Source organism: Pseudomonas cerasi (assembly GCF_900074915.1).
In the GTDB taxonomy this organism is placed as follows: domain Bacteria; phylum Pseudomonadota; class Gammaproteobacteria; order Pseudomonadales; family Pseudomonadaceae; genus Aquipseudomonas; species Aquipseudomonas cerasi.
Window position 1 is genome coordinate 1,958,213 of record NZ_LT222319.1, and the last position, 22,770, is coordinate 1,980,982.

24 protein-coding genes are annotated in these 22,770 nt (G+C 58.3%); 18 read left to right on the forward strand and 6 right to left on the reverse strand.

Annotation, left to right across the window (positions count from 1 at the left end; all coding sequences use genetic code 11):
- The first annotated feature begins 51 nt into the window (after window positions 1–51).
- A complete protein-coding gene (locus PCPL58_RS11470) occupies window positions 52–1,467 on the forward strand; it encodes an MFS transporter (RefSeq protein WP_044309045.1) in 1,416 nt (471 codons plus the stop codon).
- A 68-nt stretch (window positions 1,468–1,535) separates the two neighbouring features.
- On the opposite strand, the gene PCPL58_RS11475 is transcribed toward PCPL58_RS11470, so the two are convergent.
- The 4 genes from PCPL58_RS11475 to flgA form a co-directional block, all read right to left on the reverse strand.
- Window positions 1,536–2,282: a flagellar brake protein gene (locus PCPL58_RS11475; protein WP_003370048.1), complete on the reverse strand. Its 747-nt coding sequence runs from the start codon at window positions 2,280–2,282 to the stop codon at window positions 1,536–1,538.
- A gap of 82 nt (window positions 2,283–2,364) precedes the next feature.
- Complete coding sequence (locus tag PCPL58_RS11480) at window positions 2,365–2,832, reverse strand: flagella synthesis protein FlgN (protein ID WP_003370050.1); 468 nt, start codon at window positions 2,830–2,832, stop codon at window positions 2,365–2,367.
- A gap of 49 nt (window positions 2,833–2,881) precedes the next feature.
- Complete coding sequence (flgM, locus tag PCPL58_RS11485) at window positions 2,882–3,196, reverse strand: flagellar biosynthesis anti-sigma factor FlgM (protein ID WP_003370051.1); 315 nt, start codon at window positions 3,194–3,196, stop codon at window positions 2,882–2,884.
- 161 nt (window positions 3,197–3,357) lie between these two features.
- Complete coding sequence (flgA, locus tag PCPL58_RS11490; RefSeq protein WP_003417867.1) at window positions 3,358–4,116, reverse strand: flagellar basal body P-ring formation chaperone FlgA; 759 nt, start codon at window positions 4,114–4,116, stop codon at window positions 3,358–3,360.
- A 77-nt stretch (window positions 4,117–4,193) separates the two neighbouring features.
- Here flgA and PCPL58_RS11495 point away from each other — a divergent pair, with 77 nt between their 5' ends.
- Together PCPL58_RS11495 and cheR are read left to right on the forward strand one after the other, a co-directional pair.
- The gene (locus PCPL58_RS11495; protein ID WP_003436070.1) at window positions 4,194–5,120 is read left to right on the forward strand and encodes a chemotaxis protein CheV; all 927 of its coding nucleotides are present in this window, start codon (window positions 4,194–4,196) and stop codon (window positions 5,118–5,120) included.
- 51 nt (window positions 5,121–5,171) lie between these two features.
- A complete protein-coding gene (cheR, locus tag PCPL58_RS11500; RefSeq protein WP_003347319.1) occupies window positions 5,172–5,999 on the forward strand; it encodes a protein-glutamate O-methyltransferase CheR in 828 nt (275 codons plus the stop codon).
- A gap of 91 nt (window positions 6,000–6,090) precedes the next feature.
- Here the strand turns inward: cheR and cynR are convergent, their stop codons facing one another.
- Window positions 6,091–7,002: a transcriptional regulator CynR gene (gene cynR, locus PCPL58_RS11505; RefSeq protein WP_065349447.1), complete on the reverse strand. Its 912-nt coding sequence runs from the start codon at window positions 7,000–7,002 to the stop codon at window positions 6,091–6,093.
- 73 nt (window positions 7,003–7,075) lie between these two features.
- Here cynR and cynS point away from each other — a divergent pair, with 73 nt between their 5' ends.
- From cynS to PCPL58_RS11540, 8 genes are all read left to right on the forward strand, one after another.
- On the forward strand, window positions 7,076–7,543 hold the full coding sequence (gene cynS, locus PCPL58_RS11510) for a cyanase (protein WP_065349448.1): 468 nt from the start codon (window positions 7,076–7,078) through the stop codon (window positions 7,541–7,543).
- 10 nt (window positions 7,544–7,553) lie between these two features.
- A complete protein-coding gene (locus tag PCPL58_RS11515; protein ID WP_003370064.1) occupies window positions 7,554–8,027 on the forward strand; it encodes a nuclear transport factor 2 family protein in 474 nt (157 codons plus the stop codon).
- A gap of 778 nt (window positions 8,028–8,805) precedes the next feature.
- Window positions 8,806–9,213: a flagellar basal body rod protein FlgB gene (gene flgB, locus PCPL58_RS11520; RefSeq protein WP_003370068.1), complete on the forward strand. Its 408-nt coding sequence runs from the start codon at window positions 8,806–8,808 to the stop codon at window positions 9,211–9,213.
- Between the two features lie 3 nt (window positions 9,214–9,216).
- Window positions 9,217–9,657 (forward strand): flagellar basal body rod protein FlgC, encoded by a 441-nt coding sequence (gene flgC, locus PCPL58_RS11525; protein ID WP_002554316.1) that lies wholly within the window; start codon window positions 9,217–9,219, stop codon window positions 9,655–9,657.
- A gap of 15 nt (window positions 9,658–9,672) precedes the next feature.
- Complete coding sequence (gene flgD, locus PCPL58_RS11530) at window positions 9,673–10,362, forward strand: flagellar hook assembly protein FlgD (RefSeq protein WP_003370069.1); 690 nt, start codon at window positions 9,673–9,675, stop codon at window positions 10,360–10,362.
- 25 nt (window positions 10,363–10,387) lie between these two features.
- Window positions 10,388–11,716 carry a flagellar hook protein FlgE gene (flgE, locus tag PCPL58_RS11535; RefSeq protein WP_065349449.1) on the forward strand — a complete coding sequence of 443 codons (1,329 nt, stop codon included), beginning with the start codon at window positions 10,388–10,390 and terminating at the stop codon, window positions 11,714–11,716.
- A gap of 197 nt (window positions 11,717–11,913) precedes the next feature.
- Complete coding sequence (locus PCPL58_RS29435) at window positions 11,914–12,135, forward strand: flagellar basal body protein (protein ID WP_173926066.1); 222 nt, start codon at window positions 11,914–11,916, stop codon at window positions 12,133–12,135.
- Complete coding sequence (locus PCPL58_RS11540) at window positions 12,102–13,802, forward strand: flagellar hook-basal body complex protein (RefSeq protein WP_232002923.1); 1,701 nt, start codon at window positions 12,102–12,104, stop codon at window positions 13,800–13,802. The genes PCPL58_RS29435 and PCPL58_RS11540 overlap by 34 nt, the downstream gene beginning before the upstream one ends.
- Here PCPL58_RS11540 and PCPL58_RS11545 read toward each other — a convergent pair whose 3' ends face one another.
- Complete coding sequence (locus PCPL58_RS11545) at window positions 13,803–13,994, reverse strand: hypothetical protein (RefSeq protein ID WP_032609907.1); 192 nt, start codon at window positions 13,992–13,994, stop codon at window positions 13,803–13,805. It lies immediately after the preceding gene.
- A gap of 283 nt (window positions 13,995–14,277) precedes the next feature.
- Here PCPL58_RS11545 and PCPL58_RS11550 point away from each other — a divergent pair, with 283 nt between their 5' ends.
- The 7 genes from PCPL58_RS11550 (at window position 14,278) to PCPL58_RS11580 (ending at window position 22,706) form a co-directional block, all read left to right on the forward strand.
- Entirely contained in the window at window positions 14,278–15,018 is a 741-nt protein-coding gene (locus PCPL58_RS11550; protein ID WP_003370079.1) for a flagellar basal body rod protein FlgF, read from the forward strand.
- A 46-nt stretch (window positions 15,019–15,064) separates the two neighbouring features.
- Window positions 15,065–15,853: a flagellar basal-body rod protein FlgG gene (flgG, locus tag PCPL58_RS11555; RefSeq protein WP_003412455.1), complete on the forward strand. Its 789-nt coding sequence runs from the start codon at window positions 15,065–15,067 to the stop codon at window positions 15,851–15,853.
- A gap of 84 nt (window positions 15,854–15,937) precedes the next feature.
- The gene (flgH, locus tag PCPL58_RS11560; protein ID WP_002554309.1) at window positions 15,938–16,651 is read left to right on the forward strand and encodes a flagellar basal body L-ring protein FlgH; all 714 of its coding nucleotides are present in this window, start codon (window positions 15,938–15,940) and stop codon (window positions 16,649–16,651) included.
- A 13-nt stretch (window positions 16,652–16,664) separates the two neighbouring features.
- On the forward strand, window positions 16,665–17,774 hold the full coding sequence (locus tag PCPL58_RS11565) for a flagellar basal body P-ring protein FlgI (RefSeq protein ID WP_003436081.1): 1,110 nt from the start codon (window positions 16,665–16,667) through the stop codon (window positions 17,772–17,774).
- A gap of 10 nt (window positions 17,775–17,784) precedes the next feature.
- Window positions 17,785–19,029, forward strand: coding sequence for a flagellar assembly peptidoglycan hydrolase FlgJ (gene flgJ / locus PCPL58_RS11570; protein WP_003436082.1), 1,245 nt, complete (start codon window positions 17,785–17,787; stop codon window positions 19,027–19,029).
- A 10-nt stretch (window positions 19,030–19,039) separates the two neighbouring features.
- The gene (flgK, locus tag PCPL58_RS11575) at window positions 19,040–21,100 is read left to right on the forward strand and encodes a flagellar hook-associated protein FlgK (RefSeq protein WP_003370092.1); all 2,061 of its coding nucleotides are present in this window, start codon (window positions 19,040–19,042) and stop codon (window positions 21,098–21,100) included.
- A gap of 13 nt (window positions 21,101–21,113) precedes the next feature.
- On the forward strand, window positions 21,114–22,706 hold the full coding sequence (locus PCPL58_RS11580; protein ID WP_003370095.1) for a flagellar hook-associated protein 3: 1,593 nt from the start codon (window positions 21,114–21,116) through the stop codon (window positions 22,704–22,706).
- Window positions 22,707–22,770: the final 64 nt, after the last annotated feature.

Sequence of the window (22,770 nt, forward strand, 5' to 3'; positions counted from 1 at the left end):
TCGCAGTGTCGGGCTCGCCCAGTCGGGCGACTCCCTATTTTTGGAAAGTTGATGCGCCAAATCTGGAAGTCCTTTCGAGCGCTTTATTTTGCCTCGTTGATGATGTTGATCGGCTCGGGTCTGCTGAGCACTTATCTGGCCCTGCGCCTGGCGGCCGATCAGGTTGACAGCCTGTGGGTCGGTGCGTTGATGGCCGCCAACTATTTCGGTCTGGTGCTGGGCGGCAAGATCGGTCACCGCCTGATCGGCCGTGTCGGTCACATTCGCGCCTACGCCACCTGTGCCGGCATCGTCGGCGCGGCGGTACTCGGGCATGGCCTGATCAGCTGGTTGCCGGCCTGGCTGGTGCTGAGGGTCATCGTAGGTCTGGGCATGATGTGCCAATACATGGTCATCGAGAGCTGGCTGAACGAGCAGGCGGCCGCCAAACAGCGCGGCATGGTCTTCAGCGGTTACATGATTGCCTCCTACCTGGGGCTGGTGCTGGGTCAGTTGGTGCTGGTGGTGCACCCGCAACTGGGGCCTGAGCTGCTGATGCTGGTAGCGCTGTGTTTCGCACTGTGCCTGGTGCCGGTCGCCATGACCCGGGCGATTCACCCGGCACCCCTGCACCCGGCACCACTGGAGCCGCGCTTCTTCATGAAGCGTGTGCCGCAGTCGTTGACGGCGGTACTGGGAGCCGGCCTGATCATCGGCTCGTTCTATGGTCTGGCACCGGTCTACGCCGCTGAGCAGGGGCTGTCCACCGAGCAGGTCGGTCTGTTCATGGGCTGCTGCATTCTGGCCGGGTTTCTGGTGCAGTGGCCGTTGGGCCTGCTGTCCGACCGCTATGACCGTTCCGTACTGATGCGCATCTTTGCCGCCGCACTGGTGGTGGCGTCATTACCGCTGGCGGTGTTTCCCAGTGTGCCGGTCGAGGTGCTGTTCGGTGTCGGGTTTCTGGCTTCGCTGATGCAGTTCTGCCTTTATCCGCTGGCAGTGGCCTTCGCCAATGACCACGTCGAGGCCGAGCGCCGGGTATCGCTGACGGCCATGTTGCTCATGACCTACGGCATTGGCGCCAGTATCGGTCCGTTGGCCGCGGGTGTGGTGATGAAGCAGTTTGGCGGTCACATGCTCTATGCGTTCGTCTGTGGCGCGGGTGTGATTCTGGTACTGCTGATCAGGCCCAAGGCGGTCACTCACTTGCATCAGGTCGAAAACGCACCGCTGCACCATGTTGCGATGCCGGACAGTATGTCCAGTTCGCCACTGGTGGTTGCACTTGACCCGCGTGTCGATGAGCAGGTGGTTCAGGAACAGATGCAGGCAACCGTTGAGCCTGAGCCTGAGCCCGAGGCGGTGTCTGAAGCTGAGGTCGATGCAGAAAGCGAGGTTCTGGCGCAGACCGAGCCGGCTGCCGGAGCGGAACCAGCTGAAGCCGATGAGCATGAACGCGAGCGTGAAAGCGAGACCTGGAAGGCCTGAGGGGAGAGTGCAGGGTAGTGCATGATTGCGGCAGCATTGCCGCAATCGCCGAAGGATTCAGGTGAGTGTCAGAAGTCCTCGTCTTTGTCGAAGCGTCGTGCTTCGCGCTGTAATTGATAGACGAAGCGCTCGACCTGACGCTGCACCAGCCCACTCATGTTGTGGAAGCGGACGCCGGCAAAGGTAGTGTTGAATCGTTCTTCGAAATGCAGGTGGCGCAACTCGACAGGTGCTGTCATGGCGCCGAAAGGCAGCTTGGCGACGAAACGCTCGTATACCTGGCCCAATTGCATGCGATCGGACACGTCGCCCTCGAAGCGCAACTTGCAACCGGTGGCAGAAATGTCCAGCAGCTTGCCGGCCAGCGTGAACTTCAAGCGGTCACCGCCGATTTCTACATCGACCAGTTGTGCCAGCTTCAGCGCAGCCCGAAATGCGTTGCGCCGCTGGTGATAGACCACTTCCTCAGGCATCGGGCCACGGTACATGCGTTGACCGTCAGTGCTGAGGATGTCCATGTGCGCAGTACTTTCCCAGGCAATCCGCACGCCGTCATGAAAGCCTTCGACACGGAAGGATTCGCCGTTGCTCAGAAAGCGTTCGCCATCACGGGGGATCATCTCGTCGAGAGCCATGACGTTGTTGTCACGGTCGACTTCAAGCAGATAACTCTGAAAGCGCTGGGGACGCTCATGGAAGGTAATGATCAGAGGATCATGACTCTCGAGTAGCAGCCGCAGGTTGGCGGCGATTTCCAAAGGTGTATTGAGAACCTTCGGGGGCTGCGGAGCATCGTCCGCGCTTGAGCCATTCACGTTCTTGAATCTCCAGGCAAAATACTACGGCAACGCAACAGCAGGCATTCTGCCACTATGCACGAAACCTTGATACAGGAAGTTACGCCTGACTCAGGGGGCGTGGTTTTGCTCTAAGAGCAGTCGATCCGCGACTGTCATAGAGTGTAGGCGTATCGCCACCGTTCAGTATGCGAAGCTGGTGAGCGGTACTGACCTGTTGCAGCTGGATCAGACTACCATTGCGCTCGTTGAGCGTCTGGCATTCGTTGATCAGTGTATTCAGTTCGTCGGCGGCCAGCAGCAATTGCTCACCGATATCCGACTGGCTGGCCAGTTGCTGGAGACCACTGCGATTGGCTGGCAGGCCCATGCCCGCAAGCACTTGGCTACGCTTGCGGCCGTGCTGGTCGAGAAGAATGACCAGCGCCTGTTTCTGCGCCAGCACCTGCTCCATCTCGCCCATGTCGCGGCCGTGAAGAATCAATGATTCGGCTTGCAACAACTCAAGAAGCTGTCGGGCTGAAACCATGTCGTCAGTGATCATCTGCAGCAAAGTAGTGTCGTGCATCGCATGCTCTGGTTTTTAAGCGTCCAGAATATCCAGCGCCAGCCTTGGCTTAGCGTTGGGTTTCGAAATTCAACAGTTTGCTGGCGACACGGTTGCTGTCCACTGTGTAACTACCGTCGGCGATGGCCTGTTTGAGCTCGGCAACGCGAGCACTGTTGACGGTTGGCAGATCGGTCAGCTTGTCCGTGATTTTCTGCAACTGTTGAGCCTCACTGCTCAAGGAAAAAGTTTCCCCGGTGCTTTTGACACCTGCGGTGACGGCAGGGGCTGGGGCATCGGTTTTGGCGGTGTCTTTACTGGCGCTGGTACGTGAAGTACCGGCAACAGCCTGTGAGTTGTTAAGGCGACTGAAATCTATGACCATGATTGAAAAAACCTCTGGGTGTTTGGACGCTTGCCTTGTTTTCGGCCAACCCCTGTCAAACTTTAGGCTGATTGTGAGAAAGCTTCCCAATAGACGACATTTGCCGTCGGGCATTCCCCGCAGTCTAAAAAAAACACACCCTTCGCGCCACTATCAATGCACTACATAGCGACTTCCACCTGCCCTGGGCCGGTGACACTTGCTTTGATCACCCGCTGGGAATTGAGGTTTTTCACCCGTATCTGTTCGTTGAACCCTCCGTCGGACATTGCTTCGCCGGGCATGCGAACCGCCAGCGAGCCGCTGCGCGCGATGATCACCACCTGATCGCCCTTGTGAACCATCTGTGGCTGCTCAAGCGCCACCGGGGTAATGACCTGGTCGATGACCATTTGTCGGACAACCTTCTGACCGACTGCCTGATCCAGCGACGCCAGGAAACCCTGACCCAGACTGCTGACATCCCGCTCACGCATCGCGACGTCTTCTTCGGTGACGATCGCGTCACGCTTGAGCGGGCGCATCACGGTCACGACGTTGCGATACAGCAATACCTGAGCGGGCACAAACACCGTCCAGGGCGAAGAACCTTCGCAGCGCACGCGCACGGTAACCCGGCCAACCGGGCGCGGACTTTCCAGTGTGGCTGTCAAATCCTTGTCGCAGGCACCCATCCTTAAACGCGGGTCGAGCTGCTTGACCTGTATCTCATGACGCCCGTCAATCTGGTTGGTTGCCAAATAGTCTTCTACTGTGAACTCAAGAAACCCTTGGGTGACGCCGATAAGCTGTTCAGGCAGTGTGAAATTCTCGGCACGAGCGAGGGTCACCGTGCTGGAAAGGCACAGCAGAGCGATTGCGCACAGAAGCCTGCGGGTTTCTAATGCGAGGTGTCGAGAAATTGTCGTCTTTGCGTTCATGACGTAATAAATAGCAAAGCCCGTGCCGCTTGTTGATCTGGTGTCTGGGCGGCGGTCATTTTGTAAGGGGGTTCGGCATGGCAGGTGTAATGGATTCGGTAAACCAGCGAACTCAGCTGGTGGGTCAGAATCGCCTGGAGCTGCTCTTGTTCCGTCTCGACGGCAAGCAGCTCTATGGGATCAACGTCTTCAAAGTGAAAGAAGTACTGCAATGCCCGAAACTCACCATCATGCCCAAATCGAGCAAGATCGTTCGGGGCGTGGCCAATATTCGTGGCGGCACGATCCCGATCATGGATCTGGCGATGGCGACAGGTTCCACAGGGATGATTTCGCTGGTTAACTCCTTCGTCATCATTACCGAGTACAACACCAAGGTTCAGGGCTTTCTGGTGCATTCTGTCGAACGCATCGTCAACATGAACTGGGAAGAGATTCATCCACCACCCAAGGGCACCGGGCGCGATCATTACCTGACCGCCGTCACCCGGGTCGATAACCAACTGGTGGAAATCATCGACGTCGAGAAAATTCTCGCCGAAGTCGCGCCAGTGTCCGAAGAGATCTCGGTCGGTGTCATTGACGCCGAGGTTCAGCACAAGGCTGTCTCCATGCGCGTGCTGACGGTCGATGACTCGTCGGTGGCCCGCAAGCAAGTGAGCCGCTGCCTGGAAACCGTCGGGGTGGAGGTCGTCGCGCTCAACGATGGTCGTCAGGCGCTGGACTACCTGCTCAATATGGTCGCAGAAGGCAAAAAGCCTGAAGAAGAGTTCCTGATGATGATCTCCGACATTGAAATGCCGGAGATGGATGGCTATACCCTTACCGCAGCAATACGTAATGATCCACGCATGCAGAAGATGCACATCACCTTGCATACCTCGTTGTCAGGGGTATTCAACCAGGCGATGGTCAAGAAAGTCGGCGCGGATGACTTTCTCGCGAAATTCCGGCCTGATGATCTGGCGGCCAGGGTCGTTGCGCGGATCAATGCAGCAGAATAACCAGCCGGGGGCGTCGTCCCCGGTGATTCACATGATTTGAGAGGCGGCACTTTGTCTACGGGTAATTTGGATTTTGATCAGTTCCGGGTATTTCTGGAAAAAGCCTGTGGCATTCTGCTTGGGGAAAACAAGCAGTACCTGGTGTCCAGCCGCCTCAACAAATTGATGGAGCAGCAAAGCATCAAGTCGCTTGGCGAGTTGGTCCAGCGTATTCAGACCCAGCCGCGCAGTGGTTTGCGCGAGCAGGTCGTCGATGCGATGACCACCAACGAAACCCTGTGGTTTCGCGACACCTATCCGTTCGAAGTGCTGAAGAACAAGGTGCTGCCCGAGCAGATCAAGGCCAGCCCTGGTCAGCGACTGCGTATCTGGTCGGCCGCCTGTTCATCGGGTCAGGAACCGTATTCGCTGTCGATGTCCATCGACGAGTTCGAGCGTGCCAATCAGGGTCAACTCAAATCGGGCGTGCAGATCGTCGCAACCGATCTGTCGGGCTTGATGCTCAATAACTGCAAGACCGGCGAATACGACAGTCTGGCTATCGGCCGCGGCCTGTCGCCGGATCGTCTGCAGCGCTTTTTTGACGTTAAAAGCCCGGGCCGCTGGGTGGTCAAGGCGCCGATCAAGAGTCGTGTGGAGTTCCGCTCGTTCAACCTGCTCGACAGCTACGCCTCGCTGGGCAAATTCGACATCGTGTTCTGCCGTAACGTATTGATCTACTTCTCCGCTGAAGTGAAGAAAGACATCCTGCTGCGTATCCACGGTACGCTCAAGCCAGGCGGTTACCTGTTTCTGGGGGCTTCCGAAGCACTCAATGGTTTGCCGGATCACTACCAGATGGTTCAGTGCAGCCCCGGGATCATCTATAAGGCCAAGTGACGGTCTGTCAGTTGCCTGCGATGAAAAAAGAGACCTTCGGGTCTCTTTTTTGTGCGCGGCTGAAAACAGCTTTGATCGTCTGCCCATCGGTTCATGTTTGCGTACTGTTGCTCGCCAGTTTTGCAAAAGCGTTGGCGGCGGCGCTCTGGTAGCCGTTTTTACGCCGCAGCAGCGCAACCGTCCGCCCGGGCAAGGCAGGGATCGTCTGAACTTCGCACAACCCAGGCTGCTCGCGAACGATGGCATCGGGAAGAATGGTCGCCATGCGGCCCTGGGCAACGACCTTGAGCAGAATGGCAATCGAGTTCGCCTCGAGGCCGACCGTCGGCTTGAAGTTCTGAGTATGGCACCAGGCATCCAGCAATTGGCGAGTGGCGAATCCGGGGGCGAGCAAGGCAAAGCGAAGCGTTTGCAGGTCCTCAAGTGTCAGCACGGTCTGTTTTTCGGGGGCAGACTTGGCCATGACCAGGCACAGTTGTTCATCGAACAGAGGCTGGCTGTCTATCTCGACAGCATGACTGCCAGCAAAACCGATTGCCAGATCGAGCGAGTCACTGATCAATGCTTCGGTGATCCGCTCCAGAGGCAGCTCCGTGAGGATGATTGCCACGTCGGGATACAGCGCGCTGAAGCGGTCGATCAGCGGCGCTATCAGGTATTCACTGAAGGTGGGCGTGACGCCGAGGCGCAAGTGTCCGCGTGACAGGTCGCTGACATCGTTGAGCGCACGCTTCCCGGCCTCCAGCTCAAGCAGGCAGCGACGCGCGTGGTCCAGATACACGCGGCCGGCATCGGTCGGCACGACGCTGCGGCGGGTGCGGTCGAACAGTTGCACACCCAGGCTGCTTTCCAGCTGCCTGATCTGTTGCGACAACGCCGGTTGCGAGACATGCAGGGCCTCGGCCGCCCGGGTGAAATTGCCATGGTCGGCGACTGCCAGCAAATAACGTATATGGCGTAACAGCATGGCATCACCATAAGGCAGGATTATGGCGATGATCATAAATCAGTCTTGGATCTTATGGTGATAGTTGCCGATGCTGTGATTGACGTGAATTCATTCCGGAGGGTTACCTATGCCGCACAGCAACATTTTCAGAGCGCCGCGCCAGCATCTGACTGAACGTGTGCTGCAGGCCAAGACCGCAAAGAACCTGACGTGGGCAGGGCTTGCAGAAGGTACGGGGTTGAGCGTGGTGTATGTCACGGCTGCATTGCTCGGTCAGCACCCATTGCCGGAAGCGGTGGCCGAGGTAGTCGCCGAGCGTCTCGGGCTGGACAGGGACGCGGTCGCCGAACTGCAAACCATCCCGCTGCGCGGCAATGTCGAAGACGTCTCCAGTGACCCGACGATCTATCGCTTCCACGAAATGGTTCAGGTCTACGGCACAACGCTGAAGGCATTGGTGCATGAGCAGTTCGGCGACGGCATCATCAGCGCAATCAACTTCAAGCTCGACATCAAGAAAGTCGAAGATCCGGAAGGGGGCGAGCGAGCCGTGATCACCCTTGATGGAAAATTTCTGCCCTATAAACCGTTCTGAGGACGCTGGTATGAGTGATAAAGGAAGACCGCCATTTCCACCCTTTACCTTGGAGACGGCTGTCCAGAAAGTCCGTGGCGCCGAGGATGGCTGGAATTCGCGCGATGCGGCGAAAGTTGCGCTGGCCTACACCGAAGACACCTACTGGCGTAACCGCAGTGAGTTCATCAATGGTCGCGCAGAGGCTCAGGCCTTTCTGGAACGCAAGTGGCGCAAGGAACTGGACTACCGGCTGATCAAGGAGCTCTGGGCATTCACGGATAACCGCATAGCCGTGCGCTATGCCTATGAATGGCATGACGACTCCGGCAACTGGTTCCGTTCGTATGGCAACGAAAACTGGGAGTTCGCTGCAAACGGCCTCATGCAGCGGCGCTTTGCCTGCATCAACGATTTGCCGATCGCCGAGTCCGAGCGCAAATACCATTGGCCATTGGGGCGCCGACCGGATGATCACCCGGGTTTGAGTGAGCTGGGTCTCTGATTGAAAGCGTTGTCCGGGCGGAAATGATCGAAAACCGCCCGGACTTTCGTTCGGTGGAGGGTGCGTCGGTAGCTGATGCACTGTCGCCAAATAAGCTTTGATCTCTAGCCATGCCTGCGAAAGGATTCTCTCTACCGCCGTTCACGAATTGAGTTGCTTTTTTCGCGCGTGCCAGCAGTTCGGGATCAGTCGTGTCAGGCACCTCGGCATCATTTTTAGCCTTGTTGACGTCGTAGCTTCGGCCAATGATCTGGTCAAGCTGCTCAGCTGCCTTCGCCCCCAGTGCATCATGATCAAGGCTCGCATCTCTTGACGCCGCACGCGTCGCGCTTTCGCTGAGTTGCACAGAAAGAGAAGAAAGTTTGCCTGAGTCCTGCGCTTTGTTTGAGGTGGCAGAAGGGGCACGGGGGGTGGGTGAGGTGGCGGGGGGCGCCACGGCTTTCGCGGTGTTAATGACCGGGTTGTTGTGAGTGCCTATTGAGTCGACCAAGATGAAGCTCCTTTCCAATTCCCAATCCTTGTGCGCTTGAGTGTATCGGTCATCACCACAATCCTGTAGTGCAGATACGAGATTCGCCAACGCTGCCCCCATACTGGCAAAAAAACGGCACCCACCTTGCCGCTTTGACCCTCCACAGCGGAAATGCCTTGCCGCTTTTCTGGCATTGCCGCCTCGCCGCCGCCTGTGGGCCCTGCAAACATTGGCTTTTACAACATGGCACGCTGATTGCTTTGTCAGTAACAACAGAATCAGGTCAACCGGCAAAGGTTTCCCGAAATGAGCATCAGCTTCGATAAAGCGCTAGGCATACATGAAAAGGCTCTGAACTTCCGGGCTCAGCGTGCAGAGGTGTTGGCCAACAACATCTCCAACGCCGATACCCCGAACTTCAAGGCTCGCGATCTGGACTTCTCGTCGGTGCTGGCTGCCGAAAACGACAAGGTGCAGAACGGTCACTTCGCGCTGAACAAGACCAACAGCCGTCATATCGAAGCCGAGGGCATGGGCAATGACGACGGTACGCTGATGTATCGCACGCCGTCGCAGCCTTCGCTGGACCAGAACACCGTTGATTCCCAGGTCGAGCAGGCCAGCTACACCGAGAACGCCATGGGCTTCCAGGCCAGCTTCACATTGCTCAACAGCAAGTTCAAGGGGCTGGTTGCAGCCCTTCGCGGAGAATAATTCATGTCACTAGCCAATGTGTTCAACATTGCCGGTAGCGCCATGAGTGCCCAGACCACGCGTCTGAACACCACGGCCAGTAACATCGCCAACGCCGAGACCGTGTCTTCGAGCATGGACCAGACCTACCGCGCCCGTCATCCGGTGTTCGCCACCGTGATGCAGGGTCAGCAGTCCACAGGTGGTTCGCTGTTCCAGGACCAGGGCGAAGCCGGGCAGGGCGTTCAGGTCAACGGCATCATCGAAGACAGCTCGAACCTGGAAGCACGTTACGAGCCCAATCATCCTTCCGCTGACAAGGACGGGTATGTCTATTACCCCAACGTCAATGTCGTGGAAGAAATGGCCGACATGATTTCTGCCAGCCGGTCTTTCCAGACCAACGCAGAAATCATGAACACCGCTAAATCCATGATGCAGAAGGTTCTGACCCTCGGTCAGTGATAGAAGGCGAAAGTTATGGCCGTTGATAACACCTCAGCAACCAGCGTTTCATCGACATTCCTGAATACGCTGCAGAACCCGACGCCGACCAAGACGGACTCTACCGGCACGCTGGGCAAGGATTCGTTTCTGCAACTGCTGGTCACGCAGATGAAGAACCAGAATCCTCTGGACCCGCAGGACAACACGCAGTTCGTGGCGCAACTGGCGCAGTTCAGCAGCCTTGAAAGCATGCAGAACCTGACGTCGACGGTGGATACGATCGCCAGCAGCTACAAGTCGTCGCAGGCCTTGCAGGCCTCGTCACTGGTCGGTCGCTCGGTGATCATTGATGCGAGCAGTACTTCGGTCGATACCACCAAAGGCCTGACCGGTTCGATCGTGGTGCCGGGCGAAAGCTCGCTAACGACCGTCAAGGTGTACGACGCGCAATCGAATCTGGTCGACAGTGTTGACCTGGGCACGCAAAAAGCCGGTACCACCAGCTTTGCCTGGGACGGTACGGATTCAAGCGGTACCCAGCTGCCATCGGGCACTTACAGCTTCAAGGCTGAAGGCTCGGTGGAAGGCAAGAACACGCAGTTTTCAACTTACCTGCCCGCCACGGTCAACAGTGTCACGCTGGGTGTCAATGGCGCAGAAACAACGCTTAACCTGGCCAGCGGCAGTGTCGCCCTGTCCAAAGTTCAAACTATCGGATTGTAGAGCCGCTACGGCGCAGGAGTGAAACATGTCTTTCAATATCGGCCTTAGTGGGCTCTATGCTGCAAACAAAAGTCTCGACGTTACCGGCAACAACATTGCCAACGTCGCGACAACCGGTTTCAAATCGTCACGTGCCGAGTTCGCTGATCAATATGCTCAGTCGATTCGCGGTACTTCCGGCAATACCAGCGTCGGCAGTGGCGTGACTACCGCTGCGGTTTCCCAGCAGTTCTCCCAGGGCAGTCTGACCACCGGAACAGCCAACAGTCTGGACCTTGCCATCAATGGCGACGGGTTCTTCATGCTCAGCAATAACGGTGAGAAGCTGTATACCCGTGCCGGTGCATTCCACACCGACAAGGAAGGCTATGTCGTCAACAGCAGCAACATGAAGCTGCAGGGTTACAACGTTGACGCCAATGGCTCAGTGGTGACTGGCGCGCTCAGCGATCTGCGTGTGAACACGTCCAACCTGGAGCCCAAGGCGACGACCACAATCACCAACTCCGCCAACCTGAACTCGACAACCGCGCTGCCGACCGTTTCGACGTTCGATGCCACCGACACCAATAGCTACAACGTCAAGTACAGCACCCCGACTTACGACACTCAGGGTAATGCGCATACCCTGGATCAGTATTTCGTCAAGACCGGCACCAATACCTGGTCGATGTATTCCCTGATGGACGGGCGCAGCATTTCCGATCCGACGTCCACCACGCCGGACAAGAATAACCTGACATTCGACTCCTCGGGCAATCTGGTGACCACTGCCGGCGGCTCTGTTCCTACCGACAGCGCCAACATCAAGTTCAATGCTGACGGTACATTCGCCGTGACCAACTGGGTGCCTGGCGTGCAGGTCGGTACTGGCACGACAGCTACCTGGGCAGCCAACGGTGCGACGGGCGCTGCTTCGATCAAGCTGGACATGTCGAGCACTACCCAGACCGCTTCGGTATCCGGTCTGCTCAAACAGGATCAGAATGGCTACGCCACTGGCCAGCTGAGCGGCATGAACGTTGACTCGAGCGGCAACCTGTTCGCCACTTATACCAACGGCAAGTCGCAGGTGATCGGTCAGACTTCGCTGACCAGCTTCGCCAACGTGCAGGGTCTGGCGCAGGCCGGCGGCACCAACTGGCGTGAAACGTTCGCTTCCGGTGTACCGGTGAGCGGCGCACCACAGTCGGGTACGCTGGGTTACATCACCGGTCAGGCGCTGGAAGAGTCCAACGTCGACCTGACCATGGAACTGGTTAACCTGATCAAGGCGCAGAGCAACTATCAGGCTAACGCCAAGACCATTTCCACCCAAAGCACCATCATGCAGACCACTATTCAGATGACGTAATACGCGTTGTTTGATACGTGTTGAAAGAGCCCCTGTAAAAAGGGGCTTTTTTATGGGTGTCTGCAAAGTATTTTGTCATGTCTTTTTTAGTGCTGAAAGTTACGGATTACTCCCTCAGCCTACTTGGAAACTTCCTACGCACGATGGTGTGAGAATAAAACTCCTCTATGAATTGCCTTTATGGCAAGGGAGTTCTCATGTCATTCAATACAGCGATCAGCGGTATTCAGGCTGCCAATAAACGACTGGAAGTAGCGGGTAATAATATTGCCAACGTCGGCACCCTGGGGTTCAAGTCGTCTCGTGCGCAGTTTTCTGCTTTATATGCGTCCGCACAGTTGGGGCCGGGCAGCACGCTGTCGGGGATGGCGTACGACTTGCTTCGGTGCAGCAGAATTTCAATCAGGGTGAAACCGTGATCAGTTCCGGCAATGCGTTGGATATGCGTATTCAAGGCAACGGTTTTTTTGTGGTCAGTGATCAGGGTTCACTGGCCTATACCCGGGCCGGCGCCTTTCTGAAGGATGCTGCCAACTTTGTCGTCGACAGCGATGGTGGGCGTTTGCAGGGTTATGCTGCAAACGACAAGGGCGAGATTGCCAGTGGTATCCGCGCGGACTTGCAGATGAATACGTCCAATGTCGGTGCTCGGGCCACGACCCGGAAGGATGCTGCCAACTTTGTCGTCGACAGCGATGGTGGGCGTTTGCAGGGTTATGCTGCAAACGACAAGGGCGAGATTGCCAGTGGTATCCGCGCGGACTTGCAGATCGATACGTCCAATGTCGGTGCTCGGGCCACGACCCGGGTGGCCGAAACCATCAATCTGGATGCCTCGCTGCCGTCACTCGCCCGCTTGCCGACCTTTGACCCGGACAACCCCGCGACCTATACACGGGTTGCCACCCGGACCATCCAGGATGTGGGGATCACTCCGGTGCCCGCAGCCGACCATGAACTCAAGCAGTATTTCGTCAAGACCGAGGCTGATCAGTGGTCGATGTATGTACTGGTGGACGGGCGCAACCCGGTGGATCCCGACAGCGTAGCGCCGTTGCAGGTAAGCCTTGAGCTGAAGCCTGACGGTTCCCTGTCGTACAGTGGCAATGATCAGCATCTGCGCAAGCTTTCGGACACCGAGTTTGCCTTGCAGGGTTGGGTGCCTGCCGCGCAGATCAATGGCGCCTGGGCGGCAAATGGCTCCCTGAACGGCGGGGCTGTTTCGTTGCCGTTGAGCGACGCCGGGGCCAGTCTGCTCGACCCGGGCGATACGGTCATGCATCGGCCGGTTCCGCACTTCAACCCCGCAGATCTGAACACCTACAGCAGGATGTTCGGTAACCAGATCTTTGACAGTCAGGGCAACACCCATGAGCTGAAACAATATTTCGTGAAGGACGGCACCAACAGCTGGCGCCTGCACGTACTGATCGACGATCGAAACCCGCAGAACTCCGGGTCCACCACGCCGCTGACGGCAAACATCGTCTTCGATTCCCATGGCGCCGTCGCGTCGTTGACCGGCAGTCCGGGCCTGAGCAGCAATGGCGATCAGCTGAAGCTCACGGGCTGGTCGCCTGTGATGGCGGTTGATCCTGGCACCGGTCGCGAGCGCTGGATATCCAATGGGGCGGCTGGCAGCGCTGACGGCATCACCATCGACTTCACCCATCTGCTTCAGCACAACGCTGCCAGTTCGCGCTCCGCCGCATACGTGGATGGCCATTCGGCAGGAGAATTGAAAAGCCTCGACGTTGGCCGGGACGGCATTCTGCGTGCCGGGTTTACCAATGGCATGACTAAAGATATCGGTCAGGTGATGCTCGCCAGTTTCGCCAATCCGCATGGCTTGCAGCCGCGTAGCGATACACGCTGGACCGCCACTGCCGATTCCGGAGTGGCTGAATATGATGTGCCGGGCGTCGGTACGCTGGGCAGCATCGTCAGTGGCGCGCTGGAAGGTTCGAACGTCGTGCTGGCCGATGAGCTGATTGCGCTGATCCAGGCCCAGACGGCCTATCAAGCCAACTCCAAGGCGATATCCACCGAAGTGACGCTGATGCAGACGCTGATCCAGTCGACCTGATCAGATCGAGCAGTCGGCTTTGATGAAGTGGCCTTTCAAGCGTTTCCAGCCTGGGCCCGGGCTGGCCTGGGCGCAGACGATCCGGCTGTCGCCCTGCCATTTGTAATAGTGGGCGGGAGCGGCCTGAGAGAGCAGGGCAAAGGTCATCAGGCTCGCGCTCGCGATACCGATGATGCACGCACGAAAAGGCATGACGGTTCCCGGTCACGGTTGCGGTGTCGGCAAGATTATCACTGTCGATCCGGTTCTCGGCGCAGTTCGATGAAGTTTTTTTGGCGGTGTTTCCTGTCTGGCAAGCGGCAGGCGGCAGTCCACCGCCGCTATTGGTTGGCGCTCTTTCCTCAAGCCATAGGCGATCGCCAGTTTTTACTGGCTAATCAGGCATTTGTATCGAGCCTGACAAGTTGGTTCAAAAATTGCTTTAACCCTTTCAGAACAGCTACAGGCGGCAAGCGTCTGTCGGAGGAGGAAGACTGTGGACAAGTTGCTTTACGTCGCAATGAGCGGTGCATCCGAAAACGCGATCGCGCAAAAGGCTCATGCCAACAACCTGGCAAACGTCTCGACCAACGGTTTCATGCGTGACCTGGAACAGGCCCGCTCGATGCCGGTGTTTGGCGAGGTCATGCCATCGCGAGCCTACGCCATGAGCGAGCGTCCCGGGACCGACTTTTCCGCCGGTGCGATGGTGCAGACCGGTCGTGAGCTGGACATCGCTGTCAAGGGTGATGGCTGGATCGCAGTGCAGACGCCCGACGGCGGTGAAGCCTACACCCGCAGTTCCGGCATGAACATCGATGCCCTGGGCGTGTTGCGCGACGGCAGTGGTTTGCCGGTTATGGGCAACGGCGGTCCGATTGCCGTGCCGCCTCAGCAGCAGATCGAGATCGGCGCCGACGGCACGATCAGTATTCGTTCGCTGGGCGAGAGTCCTCAGGTGATGGCGCAGGTCGACCGCATCAAGCTGGTCAAGCCTGACCTGAAGACCATGGAGAAGGGCCCTGATGGCCTGATCCACACCAAGACCGGCCGGCCTGCCGATGCAGATGCCACCGTTCAGGTCGAGTCCGGCTTTCTGCAGGCGAGCAACGTCAATGCGGTCGAGGAAATGACCTCGGTACTGGCCTTGTCCCGTCAATTCGAATTGCACGTCAAGATGATGAAGACCGCCGAAGAAGACGATCAGTCTATGGCTCGCGTCTTGCAACTTGGCTAATCAATGACAGCTTGCGCCGACAAACCGGCGCTCGAGGAGAACACACATGCTTCCTGCACTATACGTCGCCAAAACCGGTCTTGCCGCTCAGGACACCAACCTGACCACCATCTCCAACAACCTGGCGAACGTCTCGACCACCGGTTTCAAGAGTGACCGGGCCGAGTTCCAGGACCTGCTGTATCAGATCAAACGCCAGCCGGGTGCCCAGTCCACTCAGGACAGCGAACTGCCTTCCGGCCTGCAACTGGGTACCGGTGTGCGTATTGTCGGCACGCAGAAGAACTTCACTGCCGGTAGCCTGCAGACCACCAACAACCCGCTGGACCTGGCGGTCAACGGTCGTGGTTTCTTTCAGGTGACCCAGCCGGACGGCACCATTGCCTACAGCCGTGACGGTACGTTCCACCTCGACGCCAACGGCCAGATCGTCACGGCCAACGGTTATGCCCTCGAGCCTGCGATCGTTGTTCCGCAGAACGCCCAGACTTTTACGGTCGGTCAGGACGGTACTGTTTCCGTCACGCTGGCAGGCGCAACCGCTACGCCGCAGATCATCGGCAATATCCAGACCGCCGACTTCATCAACCCCGCCGGCCTGCAGGCCATCGGTGGCAACCTGTACCTGGAAACCGGTTCGAGCGGCGCGCCTCAGATCGGCACCCCTGGCCTTAACGGCCTTGGCCCGACCCTGCAGAACACCCTTGAAAACTCCAACGTCAGCACCGTTGAGGAACTGGTCAACATGATCACTACCCAGCGCGCCTACGAGATGAACTCCAAAGTGATCTCGACCGCTGACCAGATGCTGCAAAACCTGACTCAGAACCTGTAAGTCCTTGATGTCGCTGCTCGTAGAACCGCTCAATCCGATGGGGCGCCTGATAAGCGCCTGTTACACCGCGAGGTTTCAAGTGTCATGAACCGCCTTAGTGTTCCGCGTTTTTCAGTGTTGATCGCTTCATTGTGCGGGATCACCCTGCTGTCCGGCTGTGTTGCGCCGACGGCCAAGCCCAATGACCCTTATTACGCTCCGGTGTTGCCGCGTACGCCCATGTCAGCGGCTGCCAACAATGGCGCCATCTATCAGGCCGGTTTCGAGCAGAACCTGTACGGCGACCGCAAGGCCTTCCGTATTGGCGACATCATCACCATCACGCTTTCCGAGCGTATGGCGGCGAGCAAGGCGGCCACTTCGGCGATGACCAAGGACAGCACCAACAGCATTGGTCTGACCTCGCTGTTCGGTTCGGGTCTGACCACCAACAACCCGATTGGCGGTAACGACCTGAGCCTGAACGCTGGTTACACCGGCGCGCGGACCACCAAGGGCGATGGCAAGGCCGCACAGAGCAACAGTCTGACCGGCTCGGTCACCGTGACGGTTGCGGATGTGCTGCCCAACGGCATTCTGGCGGTGCGTGGCGAGAAGTGGATGACCCTCAATACCGGTGACGAACTGGTGCGGATTGCCGGCCTGGTCCGGGCTGACGACATCGCGACCGATAATACCGTGTCGTCCACCCGTATCGCCGATGCACGTATTACCTATTCGGGGACCGGAGCCTTTGCCGATACCAGCCAGCCAGGCTGGTTCGACCGGTTCTTCCTCAGCCCGTTGTTCCCTTTCTGATAGCGGGATAGACATGATCAAGCTCAAGCAACTGATAGCGGCGACCTTGTTGTTGTCCACAGCGTTCGGCGTCCATGCCGAGCGTCTGAAGGACATCGCAAGCATCTCCGGCGTACGGGCCAACCAGTTGATCGGTTACGGTCTGGTCGTGGGTCTCAACGGTACAGGTGACCAGACCACCCAGACCCCGTTCACCCTGCAGACCTTCAACAACATGCTGTCGCAGTTCGGCATCAAGGTGCCGTCGGGTTCGGGCACCGTGCAGCTGAAAAACGTCGCGGCGGTTGCGGTGTACGCAGATTTGCCAGCGTTCGCCAAACCGGGCCAGACGGTCGATATCACTGTTTCCTCGATCGGTAACTCCAAAAGCCTGCGCGGTGGTGCGCTGTTGATGACACCGATGAAAGGTGTCGACGGCAACGTTTACGCCATCGCTCAGGGCAACCTGGTGGTCGGCGGTTTCGACGCGGAAGGCCGTGACGGCTCGAAGATTACCGTCAACGTTCCGTCGTCGGGTCGAATCCCCGGTGGTGCGTCGGTAGAACGCGCTGTACCGAGCGGCTTCAACCAGGGCAACACCCTGACGCTGAACCTGAATCGCTCCGACTTCACCACTGCCAAGCGCGTCGTGGACAAGATCAACGACATGCTTGGCCCTGGCGTCGCTCAGGCGCTGGACGGTGGTTCGGTGCGCGTGACTGCGCCGCTCGACCCAAGCCAGCGTGTGGATTACCTGTCGATTCTGGAGAACCTGGAAATCGATCCGGGCCAGACCGCTGCCAAGGTCATCATCAATTCGCGGACCGGCACCATCGTCATCGGCCAGAACGTCAAGGTTTCACCTGCTGCCGTCACCCACGGCAGCCTGACCGTGACCATCACCGAAGACCCAATCGTCAGCCAGCCGGGCGCATTGTCCGGCGGACAGACTGCGGTAGTGCCTCGCTCGCGGGTTAACGCCCAGCAGGAACTGCACCCGATGTTCAAGTTCGGTCCAGGCACCACGCTGGATGAGATCGTTCGCGCGGTCAATCAGGTGGGCGCTGCGCCCGGTGACCTGATGGCCATCCTCGAAGCCCTTAAGCAGGCCGGCGCGTTGCAAGCCGACCTGATCGTGATCTGAGGATTCGAGCATGGATATGCCCAAGAGCGGAATTTCGTCGGCGGTCGATTCGGGTGCCTACACCGACGTCAACCGTCTGGCGTCGCTGAAGCATGGCGACAAGGACAGTGTGGAAAACCAGAAGAAGGTGGCCCGCGAGTTCGAGTCGCTGTTCGTCAGCCAGATGCTCAAGGCCATGCGCTCGGCCAACGAAGTGCTGGCCAAGGACAATCCGATGAACACCCCGGCCACGCGGCAGTATCAGGATATGTATGACCAGCAGTTGGCGGTCACGCTGTCCACCCGTGGCAACGGTATCGGGTTGCAGGACGTGCTGATGCGCCAATTGTCGAAAGACAAGGGGATAAACCACGCTGCGCCGGTCAATACGACCGACGCTGCAACGGCCGCTACTGACGCTGCGCCGGCCAAGACCGGTCTGGCGACCAGCGTCTATCAGCGTCCGTTGTGGGCCACGCGCTCGGCGGCTGCCGATCAGGCGGCGGCTGCAGCCTCGGCGTCCGGAGAAGGGCGCAACGACATGGCGCTGCTCAACGCGCGTCGTCTGTCGCTGCCCGCCAAACTCACCGATCGTCTGCTGGCCGGCATCGTGCCTTCTGCCACCACAGCCGTCAGCAACAGCCCGGTGCCGGCTCGTGCGACAGCCGGTACTTCAGGCAACAACGGCGACTGGACACTCGATCCGAACCTGGCACCCGCGCCGGAGTACGTGCGCTCCATGGCCCAGCCACCGCTGGCACCGGCCAAGCGCGCGTTCAGCAACGCCGATCAGTTCGTCGAAACCATGTTGCCACTGGCCAAGGAAGCCGCAGCGCGTATCGGCGTCGACCCGGTCATGCTGGTGGCGCAGGCGGCACTGGAAACCGGTTGGGGCAAATCGATCATGCGTCAGCAGGACGGTAGCAGCAGTCACAACCTGTTCGGCATCAAGGCGGCGGGCAGCTGGAAGGGTGCCGAAGCGCGTGCGATCACCAGCGAGTTCCGCGACGGCAAGATGGTCAAGGAAACGGCGGATTTCCGTTCCTATGATTCCTACGCCGACAGCTTCCACGACCTGGTCAGTCTGTTGCAGAACAACAGCCGCTATAAAGAAGTGGTCAATTCGGCCGATAAACCGGAACAGTTTGTAAAAGAATTGCAGAAGGCCGGTTACGCCACTGACCCGGACTATGCCAGCAAGATTTCGCAGATTGCGAAGCAGATGAAGAGTTACCAGACTTACGCCGCTGCAGCGGGCTCTTCCACGACTTTATAAGGTTTGACTCATGTCGCTGATTTCAATTGGGCTCTCAGGTATCAATGCCAGCAGTGCCGCGATCAACACCATCGGTAACAACACGGCCAACGTGGATACCGCGGGTTACTCGCGTCAGCAGGTGCTGACCACGGCTTCGGCGCAGATCGCTCTTGGTCAGGGCGTAGGCTACATCGGTACCGGCACTACGCTGTCGGACGTACGTCGCATCTACAACAGCTATCTGGACACCCAATTGCAATCGAGCACCGCCCTCAGCGCGGATGCAGTGGCTTATTCCGGTCAGGCCAGCAAGACCGATACATTACTGTCAGACAATGCGACGGGGATCTCCGTGCAATTGGCGGACTTCTTCACCAAGATGCAGGGCATCGCCACCAGCGCCACGCAGTCGGCCGAACGCTCGTCGTTCCTGACCCAGGCTGGCGCGTTGAGCGCACGCTTCAACTCGGTTTCGTCGCAGTTGTCCACGCAGAACGATAACGTCAACACGCAGCTCAACACCTTCACCAAACAGGTCAACGAGCTGACCACCACCCTGGCGAGCCTGAACAAGCAGATCACACAAGCGTCTGCGGGCAACGCCACGCCGAACACCCTGCTTGACTCGCGCAGTGAAGCGGTTCGTCAGCTCAACGAGCTGGTCGGTGTGAAAGTGGTCGAGAACAACGGTAACTTCGACATCTATACCGGTACCGGACAATCATTGGTCAGTGGCGGCACGTCCTACAAGATGTCGGCCAGCCCGAGCCCGTCCGATCCGTTGCAGTACAACGTGCAGATTGCCTACGGCCAGACCCAGACCGATGTGACCTCGGTGCTCACTGGCGGCTCGATCGGTGGTCTGTTGCGTTACCGCAACGAAGTACTGGTGCCTGCGACCAACGAACTGGGCCGTACCGCGATGGTATTGTCGGACCAGGTCAACAGCCAGATGAACCAGGGCATCGACAGCAAGGGCAATTTCGGTTCGAACCTGTATTCCAGCATCAACAGTGCCGAAGCCATTACCCAGCGCAGCATCGGCAAAACCACCAACAGTGTCGGCTCCGGCAACCTCAACGTCACCATTGGCGACACCAGCAAGCTGACCGCCAACGATTATGAAGTGACGTTCAGCGACTCGTCGAATTTCACCGTACGTCGTCTGCCCAACGGCGAGAGCGTCGGTGCCGGTTCGCTGGCTGACAATCCGCCCAAACAGTTCGACGGCTTCAGTGTGAGTCTCAACGGCAATACGCTGGCAGCCGGTGACAGTTTCAAGGTTATCCCGACCCGTACTGGCGCGTCGGGGATCTCGGTGGTTCTGACCGACGCCAAGGATATTGCAGCGGCCGCGCCCTTGACGGCAACGGCGGGATCCAGCAACTCCGGTACTGGTGGCTTCACCCAGCCGGTGCTGAACACCAAGTCGGATATCTACGACAGCACCCAGACCGCTGACCTGCGTAATGCGCTCAAAGACTCCACCCCGATGAAACTGGTGATGGGGGCGGTCAGCAGTACCGGCGTGCAGAGTTACACCCTGATCAATGCGAGTGGCGGAGCGGTGCTCGACCAGAACGGCAATGCCGTTGGTGGCTCGATCATCCAGGGCCAGGCCAACACGATCAAATTGAACGTCGGCTATACCGACACCACAACGACGCCGAGCAGCAGCACTGCGTTCCAGCTGGAAATGACCATTTCCGGCTCGCCGGTTGCCAATGACACGTTCAGCATCGGCATGACCGGTGGCGGCTCGTCCGACAACCGCAACGCGTTGGCAGTGGTCGGCCTGCAGACCGCCAAGACCGTCGGTGTCGTCAACGGTGGCGTGGGCACCAGCCTGTCCGGTTCGTATGCAGACACGGTATCGGTTGTGGGTACGCTGGCGAGCCAGAGCAAGAACGATGTGACCGCCACTGCGGCCGTTGTCAGCCAGGCCAAATCGTCACGCGACTCGGTCTCGGGTGTATCGCTCGACGAAGAGGCGTCCAACCTGATCAAGTATCAGCAGTACTACACCGCCTCTTCGCAGATCATCAAGGCGGCACAAACCATTTTCAGCACGCTGATCAACAGTCTTTAAGGAATCGTGAGCCATGCGTATCTCGACTACCCAGTTCTTCGAATCCACGAACACCAATTATCAGCGTAACTATTCGAACCTGAACAAGACCAGCGAAGAGGTCTCCAGTGGCATCAAGCTCAATACCGCAGGCGATGATCCGGTAGGTGCCGCGCGCGTACTGCAACTGGCGCAGCAGAACTCCATGCTGACCCAGTACGAAACCAATATCGGCACGATCAATACCAACGCGGTGACCACCGAGACCACGCTGACCAGCATCATCGACACGATGCAGGCCGCGCGGGAGCAGATCGTATCGGCAGGCAGTGGCGCGTTTACCGACTCGGACCGGCTCGCCAAGGCTTCGGCCCTCAAGCAGTACCAGAGTCAGATTCTGGGCTTGATGAACAGCCAGGACCCTAACGGTCAGTACATATTTTCCGGTTCCAAGGCCTCGACGCCACCGTATTCGCTGAACGCCGATGGCTCCTATAGCTACAAGGGCGACCAGACCAGCGTCAATCTGGCGGTAGGTGATGGTTTGGTCATGGCCAGCAACACGACAGGTTTCGAGGCCTTCGAGCAGTCGGTCAACACAACCCGTACGTCTGCCACACTGCTTTCGCCTGCAACCGATGACGGCAAGATCGGCCTCAGCAGTGGCCTGGTGACGTCCACTCCGACCTATAACTCCAGCTACCAGGGCGGCGAGCCCTATACGCTGACTTTTCTCAGCGGTACGCAATTCAAGATCACTGATGCCAGTGGCACTGACGTGAGTTCCGATACCTCGACTGGCGGCAAATTTTCCCACGGCTCGTTCGATGCCCAGACGTTTACCTTCCGCGGCGTGGAAATGACGCTCAACGTCAACCTGCCGGCCGCTGACCGGGTCTCGGACGCTACCGCAGATGCGGCGCTGGCCAATCGCAGCTACCAGCTGGCGTCGACACCGGACAGTGTTTCCACCTCGCGCAGCGCCGGCAATACGTCAACGGCGACCGTCAGCAGCTCTGTCGTGGGCAATACCGCTGCGGACCGGACTGCTTTCAACAATACCTTCCCGACAGACGGCGCGATCCTCAAGTTCACCAGCCCGACCGATTACGAGCTGTACGCCGCGCCGTTGACCACCAGCAGCAAGCCAGTGTCCAGCGGCACCATGACCGGCTCGACGGCCAACGCCTCCGGTGTGAACTTCAATATCAGCGGTACACCGGCTGCCGGTGATCAGTTCATCGTCGAGTCTGGCACGCACCAGACCGAGAACATTCTCAATACGCTGACAGCGGCGATCAAAGCCCTGTCGACGCCCACCGATGGCAACCTGGTGGCCTCGCAGAATATGACGGCAGCGCTGAACTCTGCGCTGGGCAACATGAGCAGCGCCATCGAACAAGCTTCTACGGCACGTTCCAGTGGCGGCGCGCGTCAGCTGGCGGCAACCGCCCAAGGTACGACCAACGATCTGCTCAAAGGCAACAACACTACTGAGCAAGGTACTTACGTAAACGCTGACATCGTCGAGGCGACCACCCGCCTGACATTGCAGAAAACCATGCTGGACGCTTCTCAGCAGGTGTTTACCATGCTGTCCAAGTTGAACCTGTTCAGTCAGCTTTGAGTTCTGACGTTGAGCATCCGCCGTCTTTTTTCAGCGGTGAGGGGGGCCACTCGACTGAAGGGCC